Genomic DNA, 23,273 nt, shown 5'->3' with positions numbered 1-23,273 from the left:
TATCTTCAATCGTTTTATTGCGGTGATTACCTTAGAGCACCCAATTTTGATTTCAACGACATTGTTTTAAATCTATGAAGAACCTAGAAATAATGAGATATCGTTAAGTACCGGTCACGAATGTGCTCAATAAGCAGCTTCACTTTGTTCGGTGGTTGACGAGTAAACGGATACACCGCGTAGATACCCAACTTTTTACCTACTAATTCAGGAAAAATATCCACCAGTTGACCATTACGAATATCGTGATACACCAAGCAGCGCGGGACGTAAGCAATACCATGGCCGCCCAGAGCGGCTTTACGTAATGCGGTCGCGTTATCAGTAGAAAAGCAGCCCGATACTTTGACGATGTAATTGCCATCTTCTCCTTTAAACTCCCAATCCGTTGCACCTGTGGTTTGGTAAGCGTATTGCAGACAATTGTGCGTGGTGAGATCAATCGGCTCGATCGGTTTCCCATTTTTCGCAATATAAGAAGGTGACGCGCATACCACCCATTGGGAATCGAGAATATGTCGTGCGATCAAACTGGAGTCGGCTAGGTAGCCAGTTCGAATGACTAAATCGTAACCATCAGCCACTAAATCGACAAAGCGATTATCCAATGACATGTCCACGGTCAGACCCGGATGAAGGTTACAAAATTCGGCAACAGCATCAGCAAGTATCAAATCTCCAGAGATACACGGCACGGACATTTTTATATGACCGCTCACATTCTCTCCAAAGCCTGCAACAGCATCCATAGCCTCCTGAGTGGCCTGCTTCACATTTTTAGCACTGTGGAGTAACACCTTACCTGCCTCGGTCAAGGTTAATTTGCGCGTTGTTCGATATAATAGCTGAGCCCCTATTTCTTCCTCCAACCTCGCCATTCTTTTGCTAACTACCGAATTTGTAAGGTTATTTGCCTCTGCAACCTTACTAAAGCTGCCAAGTTCGATTACTTGAGAAAATAGGATTAAGTCGTCTGCTCTCATACCATTATGTCACTTTTGGAATTAATTATTTTCATTATTTCCCTATATCAACAAAAAATAAAGGAGTAAATTCACGCCAAATTAACAAAACCATTACAACAAAAAGTCGCCTCTACAGCGGATTGACACCGTTCGAGAAGTCAGCGTACGAAGGATGTACAAATGAGTGAAACCCTACTTGCCCTAGTGGCATTTTCGCCAATTGTTGTTGCCGCCATCTTATTGGTTGGTCTCAACTGGCCTGCTAAAAAAGCCATGCCTGTTGCGTTCGGTCTAACCGTCGCTATCGCACTAATGTTTTGGGATATGTCAGCCAATCGCGTACTGGCTTCTGTATTCCAAGGGCTAGGCATTACTGTCTCTGTTCTATGGATCGTGTTTGGTGCCATCTTCTTGCTCAACACTTTAAAACACACTGGAGCGATCACCACTATCCGTAATGGATTTACCGATATTTCGGCTGACCGCCGTGTGCAAGCCATCATCATTGCTTGGTGCTTTGGCTCGTTCATTGAGGGCGCATCTGGGTTCGGTACCCCTGCAGCAATCGCTGCACCACTACTGGTTGCAATCGGCTTCCCTGCGCTAGCCGCTGTCCTAATGGGCATGATGATTCAGTCAACGCCTGTTTCATTCGGTGCGGTGGGTACGCCAATCATCGTGGGTGTAAACAAAGGTTTAGACACCCATAACATCAGTGAGTCTTTGGCCGCACAAGGTGCAACGTGGGAAATGTACCTGCAAGATATCACAGCACACGTTGCTGTCATTCACGCAGTCGTAGGTACGATGATCCCGGTATTAATGGCGATGATGTTAACACGTTTCTTCGGCAAGAACAGAAGCTGGAGTGAAGGCCTGGATATTCTACCATTTGCGTTATTCGCTGGTGTCTCTTTCACCGTTCCATACGCGTTAACCGGCGTATTCTTGGGCGCAGAGTTCCCTTCACTTATCGGTGGTTTGGTTGGTCTGTCTATCGTTGTTACCGCAGCGAAAAAAGGCTTCTTAGTACCAAAGACTAAGTGGGATTTCGAAAGCGAAGACAAATGGCCTGCAGAGTGGTTAGGTTCGCTAAAAGTCGATCTAAACGACAATCCGGGCAAGCCAATGAGCATCGTAAAAGCTTGGGTTCCATATGTAATGCTGGCAGTTATTCTCGTCGCAAGCCGCGTAAGCCCCGAGCTGAAAGGCTTTGTACAAAGCGTAAGTTTATCGTTCAGCAACATTCTTGGTGAGACTGGCGTTAGCGCTGCGATTCAGCCGTTATACCTTCCTGGTGGCATTCTGGTGTTTGTCGCACTACTTGCTGCAATGTTACAAAGCGGTAGTGTAAAGCCATTGCGTGAAGCGTTTGGCGAGTCAAGCAAAACACTGATTGGGGCGGGTTTTGTCTTGGTATTTACCATTCCGATGGTTCGTATCTTTATCAACTCAGGCATCAACGGTGCTGACCTAGCAAGTATGCCCGTCACAACCGCAAACTTCGCCTCTGACCTTGTTGGTTCTGCGTTCCCAGCGCTGAGTGCCACCGTTGGTGCACTGGGTGCGTTCATCGCTGGCTCAAACACGGTATCAAATATGATGTTCAGCCAGTTCCAATTCGAAGTGGCACAAACGTTGTCTATTTCGAGTGTGATTGTTGTATCACTCCAGGCCGTCGGTGCTGCTGCAGGTAACATGATTGCGATTCACAACGTTGTTGCCGCATCAGCCACGGTAGGTTTGCTTGGTCGAGAAGGCGCAACATTGCGTAAGACGATTATCCCTACGTTCTACTACATTGTAATGACAGGCATTATTGGATTGGTGCTGATTTATGGCTTCCAAATGACAGATGTCTTAATGAAGTAACGCGAAATGCAGGGTTTACAACCCTGCCTAATTTGACACAGCTGTCTGCACTACTACCCCGACATGTTGATTTAGCTTGCTACATCAATTCCCCCGACAGCTGTGTCACCCTTTCCAGTTTGCATAACTGATTGAGTGATTTAACAAAATTTTTCAACCAATTATGTAAATGGGTTACCAACATCACCGATTCAAACGTAAGTGAACCATAGGTAACTATACTCATTTTGATGTCTTCACTGCTTTGCGATGAAGGCTCAACGAAAGAGCAAATTGCTCCACAACTTTGCTTAGAATAACCGCTAGGACACCATTATGATTATCTCAGCTTCTACTGACTACCGCGCTGCCGCGAAAGCCAAGCTTCCCCCGTTTCTATTCCATTATATTGATGGCGGCTCTTACGACGAACGCACGCTGAAGCGTAATACTGACGATTTAGGTGATGTCGCTCTTCGCCAACGCGTCCTACGCGATATGACAGATTTGAGCCTCGAGACCGAGATCTTCGGTGAGAAACTGGCAATGCCAATCGCGCTAGCTCCTGTTGGTCTAACTGGTATGTACGCGCGCCGAGGCGAGGTACAAGCAGCAAAAGCAGCCGAGAAAAAAGGCATCCCATTTACTATGTCGACTGTTTCGGTTTGTCCGATTGAAGAAGTCGCACCTGCAATTGAACGTCCAATGTGGTTCCAGCTTTACGTGCTTAAAGACCGTGGCTTTATGAAAAACGTACTTGAGCGTGCAAAAGCAGCAGGCGTAACAACGCTGGTGTTTACCGTTGATATGCCAGTTCCTGGCGCACGTTACCGTGACATGCACTCAGGTATGAGTGGTCCTAACGCAGCCATGCGTCGTGTATTCCAGGCGATGCGCCACCCAAGCTGGGCGCTGGATGTGGGTCTACTTGGTAAACCGCACGACTTAGGTAACATCTCAACTTATCGTGGCGAACCAACAAAGCTAGAAGATTACATCGGCTGGTTAGGCGCAAACTTCGACCCTTCTATCTCCTGGAAAGATCTTGAGTGGATTCGTGATTTTTGGGATGGTCCAATGGTTATCAAAGGCATTCTGGATGAAGAAGACGCGAAAGATGCGGTACGTTTCGGCGCAGATGGCATTGTGGTATCTAACCATGGTGGCCGTCAGTTAGATGGCGTACTTTCAAGTGCTAAAGCACTACCAAGCATTGCGGATGCGGTAAAAGGTGATCTTAAGATCTTCGTAGACTCTGGTATTCGTACTGGTCTTGATGTCGTTCGTATGCTCGCACTTGGTGCAGACTGTACGCTTCTTGGCCGTTCATTTGTGTACGCATTGGCAGCACAAGGCGGAGCAGGCGTTGAAAACCTACTGGATCTGTACGATAAAGAAATGCGTGTAGCAATGACGCTGACTGGCGCTAAGTCTATCGCGGATCTTTCACGCGATTCGCTAGTGAAAATCCCATAATCTTTGCAATCGAGCAAAACAGAAACGAAAAAACGAGCCAACAGTGGCTCGTTTTTTTATTGCTCTTCAACCCGATAATTTGACGAGCAAGCTAGCTAACTTGGTGAACGTACTCGATCACAACTTGGTTTCCGTCGATAAACACGTTACTGATATCGCCATCCACCGTCACACGATTTTGTAAATAAACGGTACCAGATGCAGATAGATCACGCTCCGTCAAAGACGGAATCACCTGACCAGGACGTACATGTAGCTGCTCGCATAGCTGTTTTACAAAACCTAGCGTCAGTGGAGAATTACCACGTAACAAGCCAGAAAACTCGTGTAGACTCAAACCAAGGCGCTTCGCCATTTCCATTTGAGTGATGTGCATTTTGGCTTTTTGTGACATCCAGATGTCGTAGAGCGCGTTTCGATCCAGCTCTGTAAATTCCATATCTGCCTCCGCTAATTCAAGAGCCAATACACTCTCACACTTACTTAAGATAAATGTTAGCGATAAGTCAGAGAAGTTATAATTGATCGTCCAAATATCAACCCTCAATCATTGTTAGCATACCTCTGAACGTGCATGAGGCGGTCGCTCAACAGAACATTGAGGTGACTCTCTTGTCATCGGAAGGAAAAGTCCATCTCGGACGGTTTAGACATAAGTAAATGATTTAAAGGAAATCACTGGGGTGAAGGAGTAATATCTGCTACCTTTCCTTCCATGGTTCACTAGAAATAAGTTACATATGCCACAGTGGTTTACCGAATTACAAAGCTACATTGAAACGTCTCATCAAAATTGGAGTGGGAGCGTCCTTTTCATTACGCTCGCTAGCTTTATAGCTTGGATAGCTTGGCGGCTGATCCGCTCTCGCCTCGCTGCGCTCGTAGAGAAAACGCCCTTCCACTGGGATGACATGTTGCTTGATGCGCTAAAAGCGCCCGTCAGTACACTCATTTGGTGTTGGCCAGCAACCGTCTCTATCGGCATCATATTAGAGAGCGAGCTCAACGATAAAATAAACTGGTTAAGTACGCTGAAACTGATTTTAATCATCAGCATCTTCGTATGGACCGTTATGCGGCTCATTACCAATGTTGAAGAGCATGTTCTCGAACAAAAGAACCGAGATGAAACAACGGTACAAGCGATAGCTAAGGTCGCGCGCCTGTTCTTTATTACCGTCGGAATTCTAACCGTAATGCAGGCATTTGGTCTGTCACTATCGGGCCTACTTACCTTCGGTGGTGTTGGTGGTTTGATCGTCGGTTTAGCGGCGAAGGATTTGCTGTCTAACTTTTTTGGAGGTCTTATGATCTACTTCGATCGTCCATTTAAAGTTGGCGATTGGATCCGTTCTCCAGACCGACAAATAGAGGGGACAGTAGAACGCATTGGCTGGCGCATGACCATTATCCGAACTTTCGATAAGCGTCCACTGTATGTACCAAACTCAGTGTTTAGCAGCATTGTCGTAGAAAACCCATCTCGCATGCTGAACCGACGTATCTACGAAAAAATTGGACTTCGTTACGACGATGCAGAAAAAATGCCGCAAATTATCACCGCGGTAAAAGAAATGCTGAAAAATCACAAAGACATTGATGCACGCCAAACACTTATCGTCAACTTCGATACATTCGGTCCATCATCATTGCACTTCTTTATCTATACCTTTACTAAAACCGTGAATTGGGTGAGATACCATGAGGTTAAGCAGGACATACTGCTTAAGGTAATCAACATCATTAAAGAGCACGATGCAGATATCGCGTTCCCTACTCAGACGCTTAAGCTTGATCCTATACAAATGGTAAAAGCGGAAGAGCAAGAAGATCACGGCTTCTAGTTTCACCAATACCCAAATAATCAAGCCCGCTATGTTTAAGCGGGCTTTTTATTTTTCTTCGCATGAAGTGGTTATTGTTGCGTTAACACCATACGTGCATTCAGCGGTTGGATTGGGCGATTGTTTTTCCCCATTACTTCCGAAAAAGATTTTATCTGCTCAGGAGAAATAGTTTGTGCTTCTTTCATCACCAACCAACGCACACCTTCAGAGCATGGTGGTGTCGTTAGTGAGCCGTTAAAGCGGTAGTAGTCTTTATCACTTGGGATAAGGGCATCAGCATCAAATGGAACCTTGATGGTAACATCTTGATCTTTAGTTGGAATGTTAGCTAGCATCTTAGCTAAATCTGGGTTCGCGTCACCCAGTTTAAAGAACACCGCGACAACAGCTAGATGACCTACTTTGTCGGCATGCACAAAGTGTACTTCTAGTGGGTATTCTTTACCATCCACATGGTTTTCAGATGGCGTATGGAAGTGGAACTGTTTCAACGTAAACTCTTTACCATCAATGGTGAGTGTGTTTTTACCTTCTAAACCAGTCTGTAAAGTGTGACCGTTGTTCAGCAGTGAAATTGCCTTACCTTCGTAGTCGAAATTCAATTTTTCTAGCTTCGCTTCGGTCGCCGATTCAATGTTGATTGGGCTCTGGTTTTGACCTTTCGCGCACTCAGATGCAAACTCACCCCAATGAGCTGGCCCATGGTTTCCCTCGTAGCCCCAGCTTGCTGCATAAGCTGTTCCTGTAAATACCAGTGCCAAACCTAATGTTGTTAGTGACTTCTTCATCATTTTCCTTATTTCTGAAAGTTAAATTCCGTGAGAATAAAGCCATACTAATCTCACAAAATTAAGCAGTGACAGAGTGAAAACTATGATTACAAAAGATTTTTGGAATAGAAGCCTCTAATGATGTAATTGACATGATGCTCAAAATTGAACGTCAACGATTATTGAGTCGGTGTAAGTACCTGCAGGAGGGGTCGTTTGGCTGGTTAGTATCTGCGCGCGATAATTATAATTCTGTGGCGTGATACCATCCGGAATGGAGCCGCCAGTATCGACGTCACTGTGTTCACGACGTTCAGAACTGGTTCCTCCCCAGCGCTCCATCGTTGATGACTTATAGATTTCATACTCCAAATAGTGACCACTAGAAATCATTCGCCGCTGACCGCCGGACGCATTTAGGCCGTCATTCAAGCCAATGGAGAAGGAACTATTCTTGGTACAAGTTAACGATATAACCTGACTGACTGGTTCAAAACCGGCCACTAATGGGGACGAACCAAAATCAATATCTGGCGCTGTGATCATACAATCAGGGGTCACTTCCAACTCAACCGTAATCACGCTTTGAGCGCTGCCATTGGCGCGGCCAATGCATACCCCTAGAACCCCGATACCCTTACAGTAATCCCAAATCCAGGATACGGTGATTTGGTCTTTATAAGTCCCAGCGGAAAGATTACTACCCACTCCCGTCCGAGCATAAAGCGGAAACTCGGCTTGAGTGCCAAACAACCCGAGTAAATCGAGTAACCCGATTTCAAAAAAATTGTAAGTTTGGCCGAATACATACTCTTGTGAAAGACCTGGATCGCCAAAAATCTGATAGCTGAGCTCCGAACTCGGATCATCCTCATTTAATAGCAAACCATTATTTATACTGTTAAACGTTGCTGATACGTAGTCGCCACTTAACAAAGACACAAGTGTAGAAAAGTCACACGTAATGCCCGCATGAGGCTGAGCTGAGCTTTGCTGCTGAGAGCTTGAAACAGTAAACGAAGAAACATTGCCAAACAAGATTAAAGGTGTTGCCGCCGTGAGCTGACAAGCCATTGTCGAGAACGAGAAAAAGAGAAGTAGGCTAGCAAACCAGCGGAGCAAAATCATAGTGCGGTCTCTTCTTCGGCTTTGATACAAACCTGCTCAGGCAATGTTTGTATTTTTTGACTGTCACGCTGATACAACCCCTCAATAAACACTTTACATGGCGGCTGTCCTTGAGGATAAAACTGAATGTAGCGGCCTGGGTCAACGCCTTCAAAGTAGGTAAAACCATCCCAACCAATTTGGCTTGTTAAGCCCGTTTCTGAGCGGCCATATGTACCAATCGGAAGGAACAAATGATTTTCGTCTACCACCGTCATGCTCAGTGCAATTTGTAGCTCTATTGGGAACTCTAACAGGTAGCCGTAGCCCGAATGTATCGAAGCAAACTGCTCTGTCGCAGAAAACGCAGCATTGGCTGGTAAATTAAGTGGATCGATTTCATATTTGGCGGTGTAATACGCCGTAGCCCAAGGAACAAGTAGGTAACCTTCATCGTCTGTCACTCCGACAATTTGATTTTCATATTTAACCGGAATACCTTCAAAACCACTGGTGCTCACCACCGCGAAGCTGTCATACACTTCATTCGCCGGGAATATTTCTCCATCCAACGTAGAGACCGAACCTGCCATTTCCGCAAAATAATCATAGTCGCCACTGGTGCCATTTAACCCAGCTCTGAACTGCGCCCATGACGCACGGTAGGTCAAATCGGCCTGTTTACGGTTTTCTGGGTCTTCGTTAATATCATGCGCTAAATTGACGCCCCATCCACCTCGTATTGGCGCGAGGCGGCTGTAACCCACTCGACCTCGCACATCGCCATCGTCCTCTCTTTTCAGCGTTAGCCCCGAACTTCCCCCCAAAGAACTGAAAGGTAGAGAGAATTGCGCCAACGTAACACTCTGACCACCAATACTATGGTTGTAAGAAAGGGACATATTGATATTAAAAGGCAGAGCGTAGCTATAAGTAAGGTTTAGGGTACGTGAATCTGAGTCGGATTGTTGAATATCAAAGTACCCACCAGAAAGTGAGCCCCAATCTCCCAAACGGACTCCCATATTGATTTGTGATAGATGACGCGACGCGAGTGAAGCGTCCTTGCCTTCATCGAGCATTTCGTAATTTGGTAAATGAGATAAGGTATAAAAGTCGGCTTGTTCTACTTGAGTTCGAGCAGCGAAGCTAAACAGCCGAGACTGATAACTATAACCTAGCGCATATGAGGTAGATTGATCCTGAAAATTACTCACACGAAACGAGGCATCCACCGTACCCAAGTTGAAAGCATTGGTGACAAAGCCCAGCCCCGCAACGATCAGGTCATCTTTTGCTTCAGCTTGAGCTTCTAGTGTTAACCAATCAGTCATGCCATGACGCAGAGCGGTAACCACGCCACCGTCTCCATAGTCGTTAGATGCATTACCGAAATTTTCTCTGATCGCACCAATACTCGCACTGTAAGATGTAAATCCGGTCTTGAGTAGATCGGAAGAGAGAAAAAATGGGCTGGTCATGACCGTTTGCTTACCTTGAGCATCCGTTGCAATTACCGTTGCTTCCCCAGCACCAGAGAGCATTGGAATATCGTTAATAATGAAAGGACCGGGCCCAACATTCATTGAGTCAGTTTTAAAGCCATTGATAAACAAATCTAACGTAGTGGGCGCTGTGACCTCACCATAAAATGCAGGTAACGGCGTCGTCACGACATCCGGACGCATAGAGAAATCATGTGACAACTGAATACCCGCCAGTCTTACTGGTTGGCTCCAAGATAAAGGGCGAACAATATAGTCCCCTACCTCCATACGAATTCGCTTCTCTTGATTGACGTACTCGTAACTCGTATCAAAACGAGTGTACTGGCTGCTTTGCTGGGACTGAACATCGCGATGAAAGTTAGATTTAAATATCCCGGTAGTAGAAAAAACGCCAAACTCAGAAAAGGCTCTGACTTCATGATTGATAGAAACCTCCTTTTGTCGGCTTTCGTTCTCGTACACACCAAATACGTTGTAGTTAAGCAGGCCACCACGCCCAAACTGAGCCGGGGAAAATCGCCCCATATCCTGCGCTGATAAATTCTGCATCGGTAACCAATTAGGCGGTACGTCAATTGTAAGTTGCAATGACGATTGCAAGTAACGCACGTTAACTCCTGGGATAGACGTAACCTCAAGTCTCTCTTCAGTTCCAGGCAACGACTTGGCGGTAACCCCAACTGAAATGAGGTCCTCCCGGAGCAAAAAGAACTGATCGCCAACTCGCTCAACTTTCGCAACAAGCCCGGTTGCTCTTTGATTGATCACCAACTCCAGATTGAGGCTAATATTCTCAAACTTTTCTAATGAGAAATTTTCAGGACTCGGTAGCTCAGAGAAGTGGTTTGCTGAATTTGCACAAAGACCAATACTGCTCCACGTTACGCTAAGTAATACCAACCAAAAGAAAGCATTCATTGTATTAAATCTATTCATTATTGCTTCAATGGTATTTGGTAACGTTTACCTCCAATATTCGCGCTCAAACTCAAGGGTCTGACATTACTATGGGGAATAGACCAAACCTTATACTGTTCAGGAAGAATATAGCCAGCTAGTCCATCGGAAATAACGACAGGATCTTTATTTGGTAGATTCAACTGTAAATTCACTAAGCGAACATGGTGTTTTCCTGAATTTTTAATGTGAACAAAACGCTGATTATTTTTCTTAATAAACTGTGCCTGTAAATCACCCCATAATTCACTGTCACGGTTTGGTTTTTGAGTATCAGTCAGCCCTTTCCCGTAAATAAACAAAGGTATCGAGTAACGCATTCGGACTTTGACAGCGAGTTCATTTTCCGTCAATTCTGTTTGAGGGTTTTGAGTTGGCGGTAATTCATCTATGATCACTCGGTATGCATACTCCCTACCCGCAGAGGCCTCATCTTGGTTGATGATGCGGATTAACTGCTTTTCACCTGGTTCAATTTTGACAAACGGAGGAGTTGCAATTAACTGGCTTTGACTTGAATAACTATCTTCTCCTTCGTTTTGTTCCCACTTAAAAATTCTCACCTGTAAATAAGAATCAACACTGCCTTTATTTACCATCCAAAGTGATGTTGCATTACTCTCCTCTGATATTTTGGGGTAAATCGGCCAAATTAATAATGAGTTAGCGTTGGCATTTGAGAAAAAAACAAAAAGGAAGGCTATTAATAATAGTTTTTTGAGTATGAATTCCATTTCACCCCTCCAAAGTTCACTTACCACTCTAATGTCAGCGTAAGCGTATCCATATAAATTCCAGCCATTTCATTCCCATTTATTGTCGCCTTTGCCCAGATAGGAAACTGAATATTATCTGGGTCTTGGTCAGTATCGACGGAATATTGCGTGTCAATATCAAGCACCTGCGTGTAATTTAGATCCTGGAACAAAAAGTAATCTACCGTTGTCGCTTCTTCACTGTGCTTTAGCTTACGTACACCATCCGATGCATTCATCCCGCCATTTACGGAAACATTCATCGTAATACCCGGAGTACAGCTTAATGTGAGTGATGAACTGTAAGTGATGCTGCCTTGTACTTCCGTCGCGTAAACTGAAGAATGCTCACCAAAATCTAACGTGCCTATTTGCCCGGCTTGGGTTGCGCTTTCTTCTTGTACTGCGCCGTTAATCAAACAACCTGTATCTACGGTGGCAGACACCTGAAAAGTTTGTGTCGCATCAGCCAGCACAGTTAAAGAGCACAAACTCATCGCGACAAGTGAAAAGCCCCTAACAACCAGCGTCACGTTTTACCAGCTTAGCGTCACACTGATGGTATCGGAGTATGTGCCGGCAATGCTGCTCGTACCGTAAGCTTTCGCAAAAAGCTCAATAGTTTGCGATGTTGCACTAGTAAATTCAGACAGAGCTACCGTCCCGCCTTGTATAATTTGTGTGCTTCGGTCTGAGTCGGTAAACAACGTATAATCAATAAATTGCGCGCCATTTGACATCGCGTAGGTACCAACGGTCGCACTTGCATCATACAATCCGGTGCCCAATGTAAAGGTCGGTGTCACACCGTTACTACAAAGCACTTCAATACCCGTCGCACTACCACCATTTACCACACCATCTTGTTCACTGAAGATTGCAGGCACGTCTCCAAAGGCAAGTGAGCCAAAGCCAACGCCAGAAGCTGCATCTACCGCATTATTTCCATTAATCACACAACCTTGTACAAGGTTAATTGAAACATCAATCGTACCGCTCACTGACGCTCCATTCGCTTGCCAACTAAATGAGGTTAAGAGCAGAGGCATCATCAGATAAAATCTTTTCATATAAAGCTCCATTTTTACATTCCACTGTATATCGGTAACCTTTTTATTAGTTATAGCTCAATTATAACAAACCAAATGCATATAAAATGTAAAACAATAAAAAGAAGCAGGATAAGGATAAAGACGAACGGAAAATAAAAACATTAAACTTAAAAATGACGACTTTTAAGCATGTAATGCTAAAAAATAACCACCAAAAACAAATGGTTATTATCTTATTCCAAATACAGAATCGACAATGAGTTAGAAGGTAGGGTGAAGTTGAGTGGAAAAATCTAAAAAAAGTAGCAGAACGATACGAGAAGTTTAGAAAAGATTGGCGACCATTTCTTCCCGAAACAAAAATCTTCATGAAACAAAAATGCGCCCCAAAAAGGAGCGCATTTCTTACTTGAATAAGTTATTCCCAATCAAGAATAACCTTGCCTGACATGCCGCTGCGCATTACGTCGAAGCCTTCTTGGAAATCATCAATCTTGTAGTGGTGCGTGATGATTGGCGATAGATCCAGACCAGATTGGATCAGTGAAGCCATCTTGTACCAGGTTTCGAACATTTCGCGACCGTAGATACCTTTGATCACCAAGCCCTTGAAGATAACTTGGTTCCAGTCGATACCCATGTCTGATGGTGGAATACCGAGTAGTGCAATACGACCACCGTGGTTCATTGTGGTTAGCATTGAGTTGAATGCTGCTGGGTTACCAGACATTTCTAGACCTACGTCGAAGCCTTCTGTCATGCCTAGCTCAGACATTACGTCTTCTAGCTTCTCTTCAGCCACGTTTACTGCGCGTGTTACACCCATCTTACGAGCAAGTTCTAGACGGTATTCGTTCACATCCGTGATCACTACGTGACGAGCACCAACGTGCTTTGCTACTGCCGCTGCCATGATACCGATTGGGCCAGCACCTGTGATAAGCACGTCTTCGCCTACTAGGTCGAAAGAAAGTGCTGTGTGTACTGCGTTACCAAACGGGTCAAAGATAGACGCTAGATCGTCAGAGATGCCTTCAGGGATCTTGAACGCGTTGAACGCTGGGATCACTAGGTATTCTGCGAATGCACCTTCGCGGTTAACGCCCACACCAATCGTGTTACGACATAGGTGAGTACGGCCGCCACGACAGTTACGACAATGACCACACGTGATGTGACCTTCGCCAGATACGCGGTCACCGATTTCAAAGCCACGGACTTCCTGACCAATCGCAACCACTTCACCCACGTATTCGTGACCGACAACCATAGGCACTGGAATGGTTTTTTGTGACCATTCGTCCCAGTTATAGATGTGTACGTCTGTACCACAGATAGCGGTTTTCTTAATTTTGATCAGAATATCGTTATGGCCGACTTCAGGTTTATCAACCTCAGTCATCCAGATGCCTTCTTCAGGCTTTAGCTTTGATAATGCTTTAATTTTCATAATGTAACCTTAATTAAAGGCCCTATTGTCTAAGGCCTAGAATCTTAAATAAGACCCATGTCCTTACCAACTTGGATGAACGCGTCGATTGCACGGTCTAGTTGCTCGCGAGAGTGCGCCGCAGACATTTGAGTACGGATACGTGCTTGACCTTTTGGTACTACAGGGAATGAGAAGCCGATTACGTAGATGCCTTTCTCCAGCGCACGCTCTGCAAATTCTGCTGCTACTTTTGCGTCGCCAAGCATGATTGGGATGATTGCGTGGTCAGCACCACCCATTGTGAAACCCGCGTCTTCCATACGAGTACGGAAGTGTGCTGCGTTTTCCCATAGACGATCACGTAGGTCACCGCTCTCTTCTAGTAGATCTAGAACGCGGATAGAAGCGCTTACGATTGCTGGTGCAACAGAGTTAGAGAATAGGTATGGACGAGAACGCTGACGTAGCCAGTCAATCACTTCCGCTTTACCAGATGTGTAACCGCCTGAAGCGCCGCCCATTGCTTTGCCTAGCGTACCAGTGATGATGTCGATACGGTCAACCACGTTGTGGTGCTCGTGCGTACCTGCACCTGTTTTGCCCATGAAGCCAACAGCGTGAGAGTCATCAACCATAGTCAACGCGCCGTACTTCTCTGCTAGGTCACAGATAGCCGGAAGGTTTGCTACTACGCCGTCCATTGAGAACACACCGTCCGTTACGATAAGAATGTGGCGAGCACCTGCTTCTTTCGCAGCGATCAGTTGTTGCTCTAGCTCTTCCATGTTGTTGTTTGAGTAGCGGAAACGCATTGCTTTACATAGACGAACACCATCGATGATTGACGCGTGGTTTAAAGCGTCAGAGATGATTGCGTCTTCTTTGCCTAGAATAGTTTCAAATAGGCCCGCGTTTGCGTCGAAACATGATGTGTAAAGAATCGTATCTTCTTTACCTAGGAACTTAGAAAGCTTCTGCTCAAGCTCTTTGTGGATGTCTTGCGTACCACAGATAAAACGTACTGAAGCCATACCAAAGCCGTGCTCGTCCATGCCTGCTTTACCCGCTTCGATAAGTGCCGGGTGGTTAGCAAGACCAAGGTAGTTGTTCGCACAGAAGTTTAGTACTTCTTCACCAGTAGAGATTTTAACAGCCGCTTGCTGTTGAGACGTGATGACACGCTCTGATTTGTAAAGGCCTTCCGCCTTTACTTCTTCGATTTGCTGCTGAATCTGTTGGTAGAATGCAGAAGACATTTGAAATTCCTTCCTAGTTATTTTGGCGAGTATTTACTCGTTTAGAATTAGGCTTAGCCTTTATGTGACGGGCGTCACGGGCTATCACTCATCAATTAATTGTAGTGTAATTCAAGGAAGGAGGAAGGATTATACCTTAAGGTGGAAAAGCATTAATGAATCCTAGGCACAAATTCAATTAATGCTTTTCTATGAGGTTGTTATAAAAGGAATTATAGCCAGGTAGGCTTAGCCAAAAGTGCTTCAAAGTCCTTAGCAGGTAATGGTCGGCTATAGTGGAAACCTTGTCCGAACTCACAGTTTAGGTTTTTCAGGTAATCCACATGACGCTGTTCTTCGATGCCTTCTGCGACGATCTTAAGATCCAGCGCTTTTGCCATTGCTATGATTACGTTCACAAGCTCGCGGTCTGAGTCGTTCTCGAACATATTTTGCATAAAGCTACGATCAATCTTTAAGCGGTCGAACGGAAACTTCTGCAAGTAACTCAGCGCAGAATAACCAGTACCAAAATCATCAATAGTAAGTTTGGTGCCTAACGCTCGTAAGTTATTAAGCATGTCTAATAGCTCAGAATCGTGATTGAAGAGGAGACTTTCTGTCACTTCAATATCGAACTTATCTGACGGAAGACCAGACTCCTCAAGGCTGTGTTTAATAAACGTAAGTAAGCGCTCGCAGTACCTAAATTGAACACTAGAAAAGTTTACAGAAACAAACAACGGAGTCAGACTCTGCCATTGTGCCGCTTGTCGACACGCTTGTTGAATAGCAAACTCACCAATTTGATGAATTAAACCATTTTTCTCTGCAATAGAGATAAACTCTTCAGGGTTTACGAATCCGTACTTGTCATCATTCCAACGCATTAGCGCTTCTGCCCCTACGATTTTACCACTACTCAGCTCAATAATTGGCTGATAATACAGCTCTAACAACTGATTGGAGATCGCACTTCTCAGACGATTTTCCAGATCTAAGTAGCGTTGCAAGTCTTGGTTCATATTATGGTTATAAAAACAAAAGCCATCACGCCCATCTTGTTTCGCCCGATACATTGCCATATCTGCACATGCAAGAAGCTGCTCAGCGTTGTCTCCGTCATCCGGGAACACAGACATTCCAACGCTGCTACTCAAGAAGAATTCATGGTTGTTCCAAACAAACGGATCGTTAAACGCCGAAAGCACACTTGAAGCAACTCGCTTTGCAGTATCATTATCAGGCAAGTCTGGGATGACGAGTAAAAACTCATCCCCACCAATTCTCGCCAATAAGTCTGTTTTTCTTGCGACTTGATACAGTCGCTGAGCACTGAGTTTAAGGATTTCATCCCCAACAAAGTGTCCCATTGAATCGTTAATCTGCTTAAAGTGGTCTAAGTCGATGAACATCACCAAAACTTTAGACCCACTACGCGATGCCCTAATTAACTCCAAAGCCAATCGCTCGGAACCATAACTACGATTAGGTAAATTGGTTAATGTGTCATATTTAGCTTGGAAGGCGAGTTCTTTTTCAGACGCTTTTCGACGTTCAATTTCGTTCGTTAATTTTTTATTCTGTTGAGAAAGAATATCTTTACGCTTTTTTTCTTCCTCAAGCTTAATTTTCAATTCAATCCTATTATTGTTCGTGATGAATGCATAACATAAAGCAATGACGATCATAACGGCCAGAATACTCAAACCAATAATAAAGAGCCGTGATGTAAATATATCTCGTTCACTCAAAGGCTCGAACCACGCCATCAATTTGAAGTGGTGTTTATCCACAGGCACTTCAAAGTAAATTTTTCCGTCTACAGCCTCAGAAACGAAATAGTTCTCATCCTTATTGTGAGAAGGTGTTTTATTTATGGTATCCCATACAACCATTTCCACGTCTTTTATTTTTAGCACCATTCGGCTATAACTATCTTCGTGTTCTTGGTTAGTAAGTTGGTCAATAACAATATTCTTATTAAGATCGGCAATTAAAAAGGCAACAGGCTTTCCGGAGAACTTAACTTGCTTAATGACTTGAATGCGAACGTCATCATTGTATCGCGTCGCACAAACCTCTTCGGGATGCCCGTGTTGAGTCATTAAGGTTTGTATGTCCATTTTGTGCTCGGCAAGGTTTTCAGATCCAGTGGTGACAATGGTGACTCCATCACTGCCGACCAGCGTGAGCTTTTTATAGATTTGGCTGCTATTAATTAGCTTACTGTCTATCTTCTCATCGAAGCGACGCTTTAAATTAATTAAACTGGCACCTAACCCATACTCCATTGACATGCCAGAAGCTAAATTACCAAAGAATGTTTGTATTGTTTTATCTGTAGCTAGATTATCAACATCTTCACTCGCTATGGTAAATAAATTATCGAGTGTGCTTGCATAACTTTTTACTTTTAAATCTAGTTCTCTGTATTGAGATTCTTTTAATTTATTTTGACCTACGCTAGTCACAGTAATAAGCATAGCTAAGTAAATTGAAACTAATATTGCGCTTATTGTAATAAATCTTTTACTGGAAAATTTTTTAACGGCCTTATTCATCGGACTTTCTTTTTATCTTCTATAAAGTAATCGTTATAAAAGTAGTAAATAGATGGATAGTATTTTTTTACTAGTTTTTCGTATGATCCGTCTTTTTTTATCGAGTCTAAATAACGATCAAATGCTTTGCGTAATTCAGGGGAATTTTTACGGAATGCAACAGCCATTTTTTGATTTTCAGATATAGGGCCAATGACTTTTATTTCACCCGGCCATTTTTCGAGGGCAATTAGCGTATCCGCAACATCTAATAATGTGCTTTCCGCATCATTTTTCATTATCGCTGGAACCATCTCATTAAGGAGACGCGCCCCATCAGGTAATATAACTTTTGCACCTGTGTCATATAAGTCATAAAGGTTAGGATCCAAGCAAGAATGTTCTAAAGCTAACACTTCGCGACCATCGATCAGCTGCTTGACGTTTTTAACATCTTCATCGACCGACCCACTTGGTTTAATCGGGCTCAGACTAGAGTCGGATCTGGAAACCAACCATACACCTGAAGGAAAATAATCTTGTGAAAAATCGACAACCTCAGAGCGCCAATCAAGAATAGTAACGCCATTTGCGATCAAATCGCCTTCAATTGGAACACTTTCTCCGACAACAGCCTGCTTGTTGTGATATTGCACATTTTGCCCTGTCAACTTACCAACCACGTCGCTCCACTGTGCTGGAACATACTGGTACTGAACACCTAACGACTTGGCAAAACCTTTTATTATCTCTACATCCAAGCCAGTCAAAGTTTCCACTTCACCTTGTTCAATATAGGAGACAAAGTTAGCGTACGGGACACCAATATGACGCAGTACACCGCGTTCACGGATTTGTTGTAAATCGTCTGACCAAGCGGCAGACGACGCAACAGAGGTAACCATGAGCGCCACCGTCGCTAAAGTTCTTTTGAATGTTATGACTGACATAATAATATCCTTACCTTTCACAAAGCGCCCAATAATGGGCGCTTGAGTGATAAACAACGATGTTAGAACGACGAGTAATACAAATTCGTCATCGCCACTACGAGCCCTTCCACATCTTGTTCGTCATGGAACAAATGCGTAGAGATACGCAGCGCGTAAGTATCAAAGTCATCATCCTTATGCAGCTTAAAGCTAGTCGTACGGATGATGTAACCATACTCTTCACGTAAACGATCTCGGAATTCCGTCAGTATCTCTTCATTAGTTACATCGGAGAACGGGTTAACCGTCGTTAAGCCACTGGTTAAGCCTTCCACGTTTGGTGAATACATTTTGGCTTGTGGTAAGTACTCTTGAAGCAAGGTTTTACATAAACTACCAAGGCTTACAACTCGCTCTTCGATACGGTCTCGACCAATCTCATCCCACATTTTGCAACTATCAACTAGTGCTTGTTTCGCAGGATAGTTATCGTTACCAATGTATTGCATTTGCAGCTGTTTACCCAGGTAATCAGCATGAGAAAGTGAGGAGTTGATCAACCATAACGGGTTCTCTCGGTCACTCCAATACTCATTCAAACGGTTACCGTTATCACGAACATACAGAATACCCGTCGCGCCCGGACCACACTGCCACTTATGACCAGATCCTGCATAGAAATCACAATCCATATCGTGGAAATCAAGGTCAAACATACCGACCGTATGCGCGCCATCAACAAGAGTAGGTACACCATACTCTTTTGCTAAAGCACAAATGGCTTTTGCTGGTAGCGCGGTTCCTGTTTTGTATGTGATATGAGAGAAAACAATTAGGCGAACGTTTTGATTCGCATCAAGCGCGTCTCGGAACGCTTGAATGTAATCTTGCTCAGAAACGTTTTCGGTACCAGTAAATACTGGTAGTTGAATTTCTACCACATCCACACCAAAACGATGTTTCGCTACGTTCATAGGTGATGTTGCAGCAATATGTTCATGGTGTGTCGTTAGAATCACATCACCTGGTTCAAAGTGTAAGCCATTAATGATCGAGCATAAGCCATCAGTAGTGTTGCGGCTGAGAATGATCTCTTCTGGGTTAGCACCAAAACCTGGTGCGACGTCTTTAACCATCTCAGAAACATACGGCCAAGAGCCAAATTTGCCTTTCATATCCCAAGGGTATTTAGCCACCAGCTTGTTGTTATGCTCGTAATCTTCAAGAACATGTTTTGGCATTGAACCTGTTGTACCAATGTTCATGTAAGTGGTTCGTTTATCCAAAACGAACTGTCTTCGCACTTTACGCCAGAAGCGCTTATCGTGTTTTCTACCTAGCCCGCGGCTGCTCCAATCAATTTTCTGTTCTCGTGCTTGAGCTACGCCTGAGAAAGCGGAAGCACTCACACCAGCAACAACAGCTCCTGTTGCGCCTTTCAGAAAATTACGGCGGCTGCTATTAGTCTGAATAGATTCCTTGTCTTTCATCTTTTTCAATCCTTGTCGGAAATTAGCCATATTATTAATTTTAAGTGCGTAACTATCTGTTACTAAAACATTATTACCCATTACAATCAGAGTTTAATTTTTTCCTCTGCCATTAAGTGACTTTAGTTCCAATTTTTTATCTTATTTGATGATATAAGCAACAGTTTGACCACAAATCTATAAACAACAATGTTCACATTAATATATTCGTTAATTTGATTATTCTTTATTGCGGACAATTCCACCAAATTCTTTATAAAACAATTATGAGCTTTGTTATAAAGTCATTAAAAATTTAACTTTGCGTTAATTTAAAAATATTCAGGCTATTTTAAGATTGGCGTCTATTCTTTTTATATCTTAACGATCTCAACATGTTAAGACTAAATAAAAGAAAGCTGATTTCGGATCGAGATATCAGTTTAAGACCATAAAGTGATACACATCACTCTATGACATAAACTCACCGCTCAACAGACATAAGTAAAACAGGTTTTCACTAATATGTGCTTGAGCGTACACCCTAAAAGAAGGAGGTCCCATGTTAAAAGGATTGCTATGCATTTCAGTTGCATCCGCTCTTGTCGCCGCCCCTAACGCGCTAGCAAAAACGGTAGAAATGACTGCTCTCAACACCAATGAGAGCGCTGGTACCATTGAGATTTCACAAAGTGATTATGGCGTTGTTTTTACGCCTCAATTATCAGGTTTGTCAGCAGGTGTGCACGGTTTCCATGTTCACACTAATCCATCTTGCGATAGCATAGAAAAGGATGACAAAACCGTATTAGGCGGCGCAGCAGGTGGCCATTATGATCCTAACAACACAGGGAAGCATGGCTATCCTTGGACCGATGACAATCATTTAGGCGACTTGCCTCCACTCTATGTGGACATGGACGGCAATGCCAATCAGCCCGTTGTCGCGCCTCGCCTAAAATTATCGGATTTAAAAGGTCGAGCGTTAATGATCCATGCAGGTGGTGACAATCACTCCGATCACCCAAGTAAGCTAGGTGGTGGCGGCGCTCGCGTCGTATGTGGTGTTATTGAATAAACATTAACTTATGTCTCACACTTCTCTTTAGATTGCGAGAAGTGTGAACTTCTGTTGATATTGAGAGGATGTTGCATTGGTCTCAAGGTAGCTGTGGTGAAGCATTAAGATCGATTGGACAATCTTCGTCCCAATCCCCAAAGAACCGCCCTCCGCTTCTTCCTCGATATGATTAACGAAGGTAAAGTGGATACGCGACTTATCCTCACTCAAATGCGCTTGGCAATGCACTTCCGAACCAATTGGGCTGTGGCGTAAAGCATTTTCAAGTAAGTTAAGCACCAACCGCTCCAATAGCCCCTTATCACCCACGGTTTGGATTTCGCTATCGATATCCACTTTCAACACCACTTCTTTACGAGAAAACTGGCTCTGCATCGTTTCGGCACATTCTGCCATCAACGTGCCAAGATCCACGGGGCGGTACTCGTAGTTTGGCATTGGAGCTTCTTTACGCGCTGCGTCTAATAGAGAGTGCAATTGAGTTGAGAGCTTCTCACAATTTCGAAAAGCAACGTCAATCAAAGGATCGGATTCAGGATGTTGCAAACGCCATGTTTCCAAATAGCCAAGCACACTCGATAACGGCGTTTTTAAATCGTGACTGAGCTGCAACAAGCTTTGACGACGATGAGACGATTGATACTCCAACTGTAAAAATTGCTGCTGAATGTGCTTCGCCATCATCTGATAAGAGTGAGCAATCGGCACGAGTTCTGGCACTTGGTGAGTAAAATCAGGTTGCAGGCGGAAATCATGTTCAGCTTGTTGTTGAAGTTGCTTGGTCACACGTTCAATCGGATTCAATAGACTACGTTTGACCAGCACATAAGCCCCGAGGGCAAAGCCTAAAATGGACACTAAGACCAATCCTGCCAGCGCGATGTAAGGAGTATCGACTTGAGCATTGGCAATGGCGTCATGTCGGGTACTGCCAATCACCACGTAGAGATAACCGATCGTAGAGCCTAATTCTTCTATCGCAGCGACAGAAAAGACTTTGTGCTCGCCACGATTACGTGGGTCTTCACCCAAAATAGGAAAAGGCTGGTCATTTAAGAATTGCTTAATGGGATTGAGATCCACCTTCCCCATGATCTCCGCCCCTTCCGGTGCTGCATGAGTGGTGATGTTGCCTTGGCTATCAAGGAAGTAGATTTCAAAATCAGGGCCGATCAGCATGAGCGTGTGAAAAATCGACTTAAGTGCTTTAGGGTTGTAATCCGTCCCGATCATCAGCGGATTATCGTCACGCATATGGCTAGCTAGCTCTTTATGCAGGCTTTGCTTAGTGCGTAACTCAATGGTTTCTTTTTGCCAATTGTAAGTCAGTGCAATCACCACCGCCGCGAGGCAAAACCACAAGCTAGTAAATACTACCAAGCGAGATTTGAAGCTCATCCTATCGCCTCCTTAAACAGCGGTGTTTTTGAAACACCCGTGATGATTGAAAAATGACGGTGAAAACAACTGCCGACTTACTGTCTTGGCTTGATGTTTTGACTTACTTTCTTGCATTAGTGTCTTGGTTGAAACTTATATCCAACACCCCACACGGTTTGAATGAAGTGATGATCAGAATCAGACAACGACAACTTGCTACGTAAACGGTTTATGGTGCTACACACCGTGTGGTGATAACCAGAATGACTGGTGTTCCATACGTGATCGAGCAATTCATCTTTACTGTAGACTCTGCCCGGGCGAGTCGCGAGAAACTGCAGCAAAGTAAACTCTGTCGCGGTAAGAGTGACATCCTTGTCGTTTAGGGATACTTGGTGCAACTCCGGAATGATTCTCAGCGGACCAAAATCCATCGCATCGTCGAGGACTTCATTTGCCACCTTTGCTTCTGCGGTTTGGCTGACTCTGCGTAACACGTTTCGCACTCGTGCTTGGAATTCTAATACGCTAAATGGCTTAGTGATGTAGTCATCAACGCCCGCTTCTAAACCGTCAACCTTGTCCATTTCACCGTCTCTGGCTGTCAGCATGAGCACTGGACTCCAATCTTGTTGCTGACGCAAATAATGACAGATGTCTAGACCATCACCATCTGGTAAACCTCGGTCAAGGATCAATAAATCAAAGGGTTGTTGCTGGTATTGCGTTTTAGCATCGGCGACATTTGTTGCTCGCGACACTTGGTGTCCTTGAAACTTGAGATGCATCTGAACCAGTTCTGCCAAATCATCGTCATCTTCCACCAACAAGATGTTCGCGACTAAATTGATTGCCTGTTGTTCCATGGTCCTTTCCTTGCCTTCGAGTATCCTCACTTTGCACATGACCGGAA

General features: G+C 44.2%; 19 protein-coding genes. 4 read left to right on the top strand and 15 right to left on the bottom strand.

All coding sequences use genetic code 11. The features are described 5' to 3' along the window. Positions 1-83: 83 nt before the first annotated feature. Positions 84-983 (bottom strand): LysR family transcriptional regulator, encoded by a 900-nt coding sequence (locus R7Q09_RS12930; RefSeq protein WP_005375112.1) that lies wholly within the window; start codon positions 981-983, stop codon positions 84-86. A 162-nt stretch (positions 984-1,145) separates the two neighbouring features. Between R7Q09_RS12930 and R7Q09_RS12925 the strand changes: the two genes are divergently transcribed. Together R7Q09_RS12925 and lldD are read left to right on the top strand one after the other, a co-directional pair. Next, positions 1,146-2,837, top strand: a complete 1,692-nt coding sequence (locus R7Q09_RS12925) for an L-lactate permease (protein WP_005375111.1) — start codon at positions 1,146-1,148, stop codon at positions 2,835-2,837. Between the two features lie 315 nt (positions 2,838-3,152). After that, a complete protein-coding gene (lldD, locus tag R7Q09_RS12920; RefSeq protein ID WP_005383962.1) occupies positions 3,153-4,292 on the top strand; it encodes an FMN-dependent L-lactate dehydrogenase LldD in 1,140 nt (379 codons plus the stop codon). A 91-nt stretch (positions 4,293-4,383) separates the two neighbouring features. Here the strand turns inward: lldD and R7Q09_RS12915 are convergent, their stop codons facing one another. Continuing rightward, positions 4,384-4,731 carry a helix-turn-helix domain-containing protein gene (locus tag R7Q09_RS12915; protein ID WP_005375109.1) on the bottom strand — a complete coding sequence of 116 codons (348 nt, stop codon included), beginning with the start codon at positions 4,729-4,731 and terminating at the stop codon, positions 4,384-4,386. A gap of 301 nt (positions 4,732-5,032) precedes the next feature. On the opposite strand from R7Q09_RS12915, the gene R7Q09_RS12910 reads away from it, so the two are divergent. Continuing rightward, a complete protein-coding gene (locus tag R7Q09_RS12910) occupies positions 5,033-6,136 on the top strand; it encodes a mechanosensitive ion channel family protein (RefSeq protein WP_005375107.1) in 1,104 nt (367 codons plus the stop codon). A gap of 71 nt (positions 6,137-6,207) precedes the next feature. Here R7Q09_RS12910 and R7Q09_RS12905 read toward each other — a convergent pair whose 3' ends face one another. The 11 genes from R7Q09_RS12905 to R7Q09_RS12855 form a co-directional block, all read right to left on the bottom strand. Beyond that, the gene (locus R7Q09_RS12905; RefSeq protein WP_213885291.1) at positions 6,208-6,927 is read right to left on the bottom strand and encodes a carbonic anhydrase; all 720 of its coding nucleotides are present in this window, start codon (positions 6,925-6,927) and stop codon (positions 6,208-6,210) included. A gap of 141 nt (positions 6,928-7,068) precedes the next feature. After that, the gene (locus tag R7Q09_RS12900; protein ID WP_318070886.1) at positions 7,069-8,037 is read right to left on the bottom strand and encodes a spore coat protein U domain-containing protein; all 969 of its coding nucleotides are present in this window, start codon (positions 8,035-8,037) and stop codon (positions 7,069-7,071) included. Further along, entirely contained in the window at positions 8,034-10,460 is a 2,427-nt protein-coding gene (locus R7Q09_RS12895) for a fimbria/pilus outer membrane usher protein (RefSeq protein WP_411913107.1), read from the bottom strand. Before R7Q09_RS12895 ends, R7Q09_RS12900 begins: the two co-directional genes overlap by 4 nt. Then, entirely contained in the window at positions 10,460-11,215 is a 756-nt protein-coding gene (locus R7Q09_RS12890; protein ID WP_318070887.1) for a molecular chaperone, read from the bottom strand. The genes R7Q09_RS12895 and R7Q09_RS12890 overlap by 1 nt, the downstream gene beginning before the upstream one ends. A gap of 20 nt (positions 11,216-11,235) precedes the next feature. Further along, positions 11,236-11,733 carry a spore coat U domain-containing protein gene (locus R7Q09_RS12885; RefSeq protein ID WP_017820521.1) on the bottom strand — a complete coding sequence of 166 codons (498 nt, stop codon included), beginning with the start codon at positions 11,731-11,733 and terminating at the stop codon, positions 11,236-11,238. 39 nt (positions 11,734-11,772) lie between these two features. Then, entirely contained in the window at positions 11,773-12,318 is a 546-nt protein-coding gene (locus R7Q09_RS12880; RefSeq protein WP_021035866.1) for a spore coat U domain-containing protein, read from the bottom strand. A 388-nt stretch (positions 12,319-12,706) separates the two neighbouring features. Next, complete coding sequence (gene tdh / locus R7Q09_RS12875; protein ID WP_033906709.1) at positions 12,707-13,738, bottom strand: L-threonine 3-dehydrogenase; 1,032 nt, start codon at positions 13,736-13,738, stop codon at positions 12,707-12,709. 44 nt (positions 13,739-13,782) lie between these two features. Continuing rightward, entirely contained in the window at positions 13,783-14,976 is a 1,194-nt protein-coding gene (locus R7Q09_RS12870) for a glycine C-acetyltransferase (RefSeq protein ID WP_005375095.1), read from the bottom strand. A gap of 212 nt (positions 14,977-15,188) precedes the next feature. Then, a complete protein-coding gene (locus R7Q09_RS12865) occupies positions 15,189-17,519 on the bottom strand; it encodes a putative bifunctional diguanylate cyclase/phosphodiesterase (RefSeq protein WP_005375094.1) in 2,331 nt (776 codons plus the stop codon). Continuing rightward, entirely contained in the window at positions 17,516-18,448 is a 933-nt protein-coding gene (locus tag R7Q09_RS12860) for a transporter substrate-binding domain-containing protein (protein ID WP_005375093.1), read from the bottom strand. The genes R7Q09_RS12865 and R7Q09_RS12860 overlap by 4 nt, the downstream gene beginning before the upstream one ends. Positions 18,449-18,510: 62 nt before the next feature. Beyond that, positions 18,511-19,920 carry an aminotransferase class V-fold PLP-dependent enzyme gene (locus R7Q09_RS12855; RefSeq protein ID WP_005375092.1) on the bottom strand — a complete coding sequence of 470 codons (1,410 nt, stop codon included), beginning with the start codon at positions 19,918-19,920 and terminating at the stop codon, positions 18,511-18,513. 541 nt (positions 19,921-20,461) lie between these two features. On the opposite strand from R7Q09_RS12855, the gene R7Q09_RS12850 reads away from it, so the two are divergent. Beyond that, positions 20,462-20,977, top strand: a complete 516-nt coding sequence (locus R7Q09_RS12850) for a superoxide dismutase family protein (RefSeq protein ID WP_005375091.1) — start codon at positions 20,462-20,464, stop codon at positions 20,975-20,977. A gap of 27 nt (positions 20,978-21,004) precedes the next feature. On the opposite strand, the gene R7Q09_RS12845 is transcribed toward R7Q09_RS12850, so the two are convergent. After that, complete coding sequence (locus R7Q09_RS12845; protein WP_167415870.1) at positions 21,005-22,378, bottom strand: sensor histidine kinase; 1,374 nt, start codon at positions 22,376-22,378, stop codon at positions 21,005-21,007. A gap of 116 nt (positions 22,379-22,494) precedes the next feature. Beyond that, positions 22,495-23,226 (bottom strand): response regulator transcription factor, encoded by a 732-nt coding sequence (locus R7Q09_RS12840; protein ID WP_041053947.1) that lies wholly within the window; start codon positions 23,224-23,226, stop codon positions 22,495-22,497. Between the last annotated feature and the right edge of the window lie 47 nt (positions 23,227-23,273).

The sequence above is a fragment of the Vibrio sp. 2130-1 genome, from assembly GCF_033339515.1.
This window is presented reverse-complemented; position numbering and strand designations above follow the sequence as displayed.

Coding starts and splice junctions, on each gene's coding strand:
- R7Q09_RS12930 (WP_005375112.1), bottom strand. CDS start 983: ATGAGAGCAGACGACTTAATCCTATTTTCTCAAGTAATCGAACTTGGC.
- R7Q09_RS12925 (WP_005375111.1), top strand. CDS start 1,146: ATGAGTGAAACCCTACTTGCCCTAGTGGCATTTTCGCCAATTGTTGTT.
- lldD (WP_005383962.1), top strand. CDS start 3,153: ATGATTATCTCAGCTTCTACTGACTACCGCGCTGCCGCGAAAGCCAAG.
- R7Q09_RS12915 (WP_005375109.1), bottom strand. CDS start 4,731: ATGGAATTTACAGAGCTGGATCGAAACGCGCTCTACGACATCTGGATG.
- R7Q09_RS12910 (WP_005375107.1), top strand. CDS start 5,033: ATGCCACAGTGGTTTACCGAATTACAAAGCTACATTGAAACGTCTCAT.
- R7Q09_RS12905 (WP_213885291.1), bottom strand. CDS start 6,927: ATGAAGAAGTCACTAACAACATTAGGTTTGGCACTGGTATTTACAGGA.
- R7Q09_RS12900 (WP_318070886.1), bottom strand. CDS start 8,037: ATGATTTTGCTCCGCTGGTTTGCTAGCCTACTTCTCTTTTTCTCGTTC.
- R7Q09_RS12895 (WP_411913107.1), bottom strand. CDS start 10,460: ATGAATAGATTTAATACAATGAATGCTTTCTTTTGGTTGGTATTACTT.
- R7Q09_RS12890 (WP_318070887.1), bottom strand. CDS start 11,215: ATGGAATTCATACTCAAAAAACTATTATTAATAGCCTTCCTTTTTGTT.
- R7Q09_RS12885 (WP_017820521.1), bottom strand. CDS start 11,733: ATGAGTTTGTGCTCTTTAACTGTGCTGGCTGATGCGACACAAACTTTT.
- R7Q09_RS12880 (WP_021035866.1), bottom strand. CDS start 12,318: ATGGAGCTTTATATGAAAAGATTTTATCTGATGATGCCTCTGCTCTTA.
- tdh (WP_033906709.1), bottom strand. CDS start 13,738: ATGAAAATTAAAGCATTATCAAAGCTAAAGCCTGAAGAAGGCATCTGG.
- R7Q09_RS12870 (WP_005375095.1), bottom strand. CDS start 14,976: ATGTCTTCTGCATTCTACCAACAGATTCAGCAGCAAATCGAAGAAGTA.
- R7Q09_RS12865 (WP_005375094.1), bottom strand. CDS start 17,519: ATGAATAAGGCCGTTAAAAAATTTTCCAGTAAAAGATTTATTACAATA.
- R7Q09_RS12860 (WP_005375093.1), bottom strand. CDS start 18,448: ATGTCAGTCATAACATTCAAAAGAACTTTAGCGACGGTGGCGCTCATG.
- R7Q09_RS12855 (WP_005375092.1), bottom strand. CDS start 19,920: ATGAAAGACAAGGAATCTATTCAGACTAATAGCAGCCGCCGTAATTTT.
- R7Q09_RS12850 (WP_005375091.1), top strand. CDS start 20,462: ATGTTAAAAGGATTGCTATGCATTTCAGTTGCATCCGCTCTTGTCGCC.
- R7Q09_RS12845 (WP_167415870.1), bottom strand. CDS start 22,378: ATGAGCTTCAAATCTCGCTTGGTAGTATTTACTAGCTTGTGGTTTTGC.
- R7Q09_RS12840 (WP_041053947.1), bottom strand. CDS start 23,226: ATGGAACAACAGGCAATCAATTTAGTCGCGAACATCTTGTTGGTGGAA.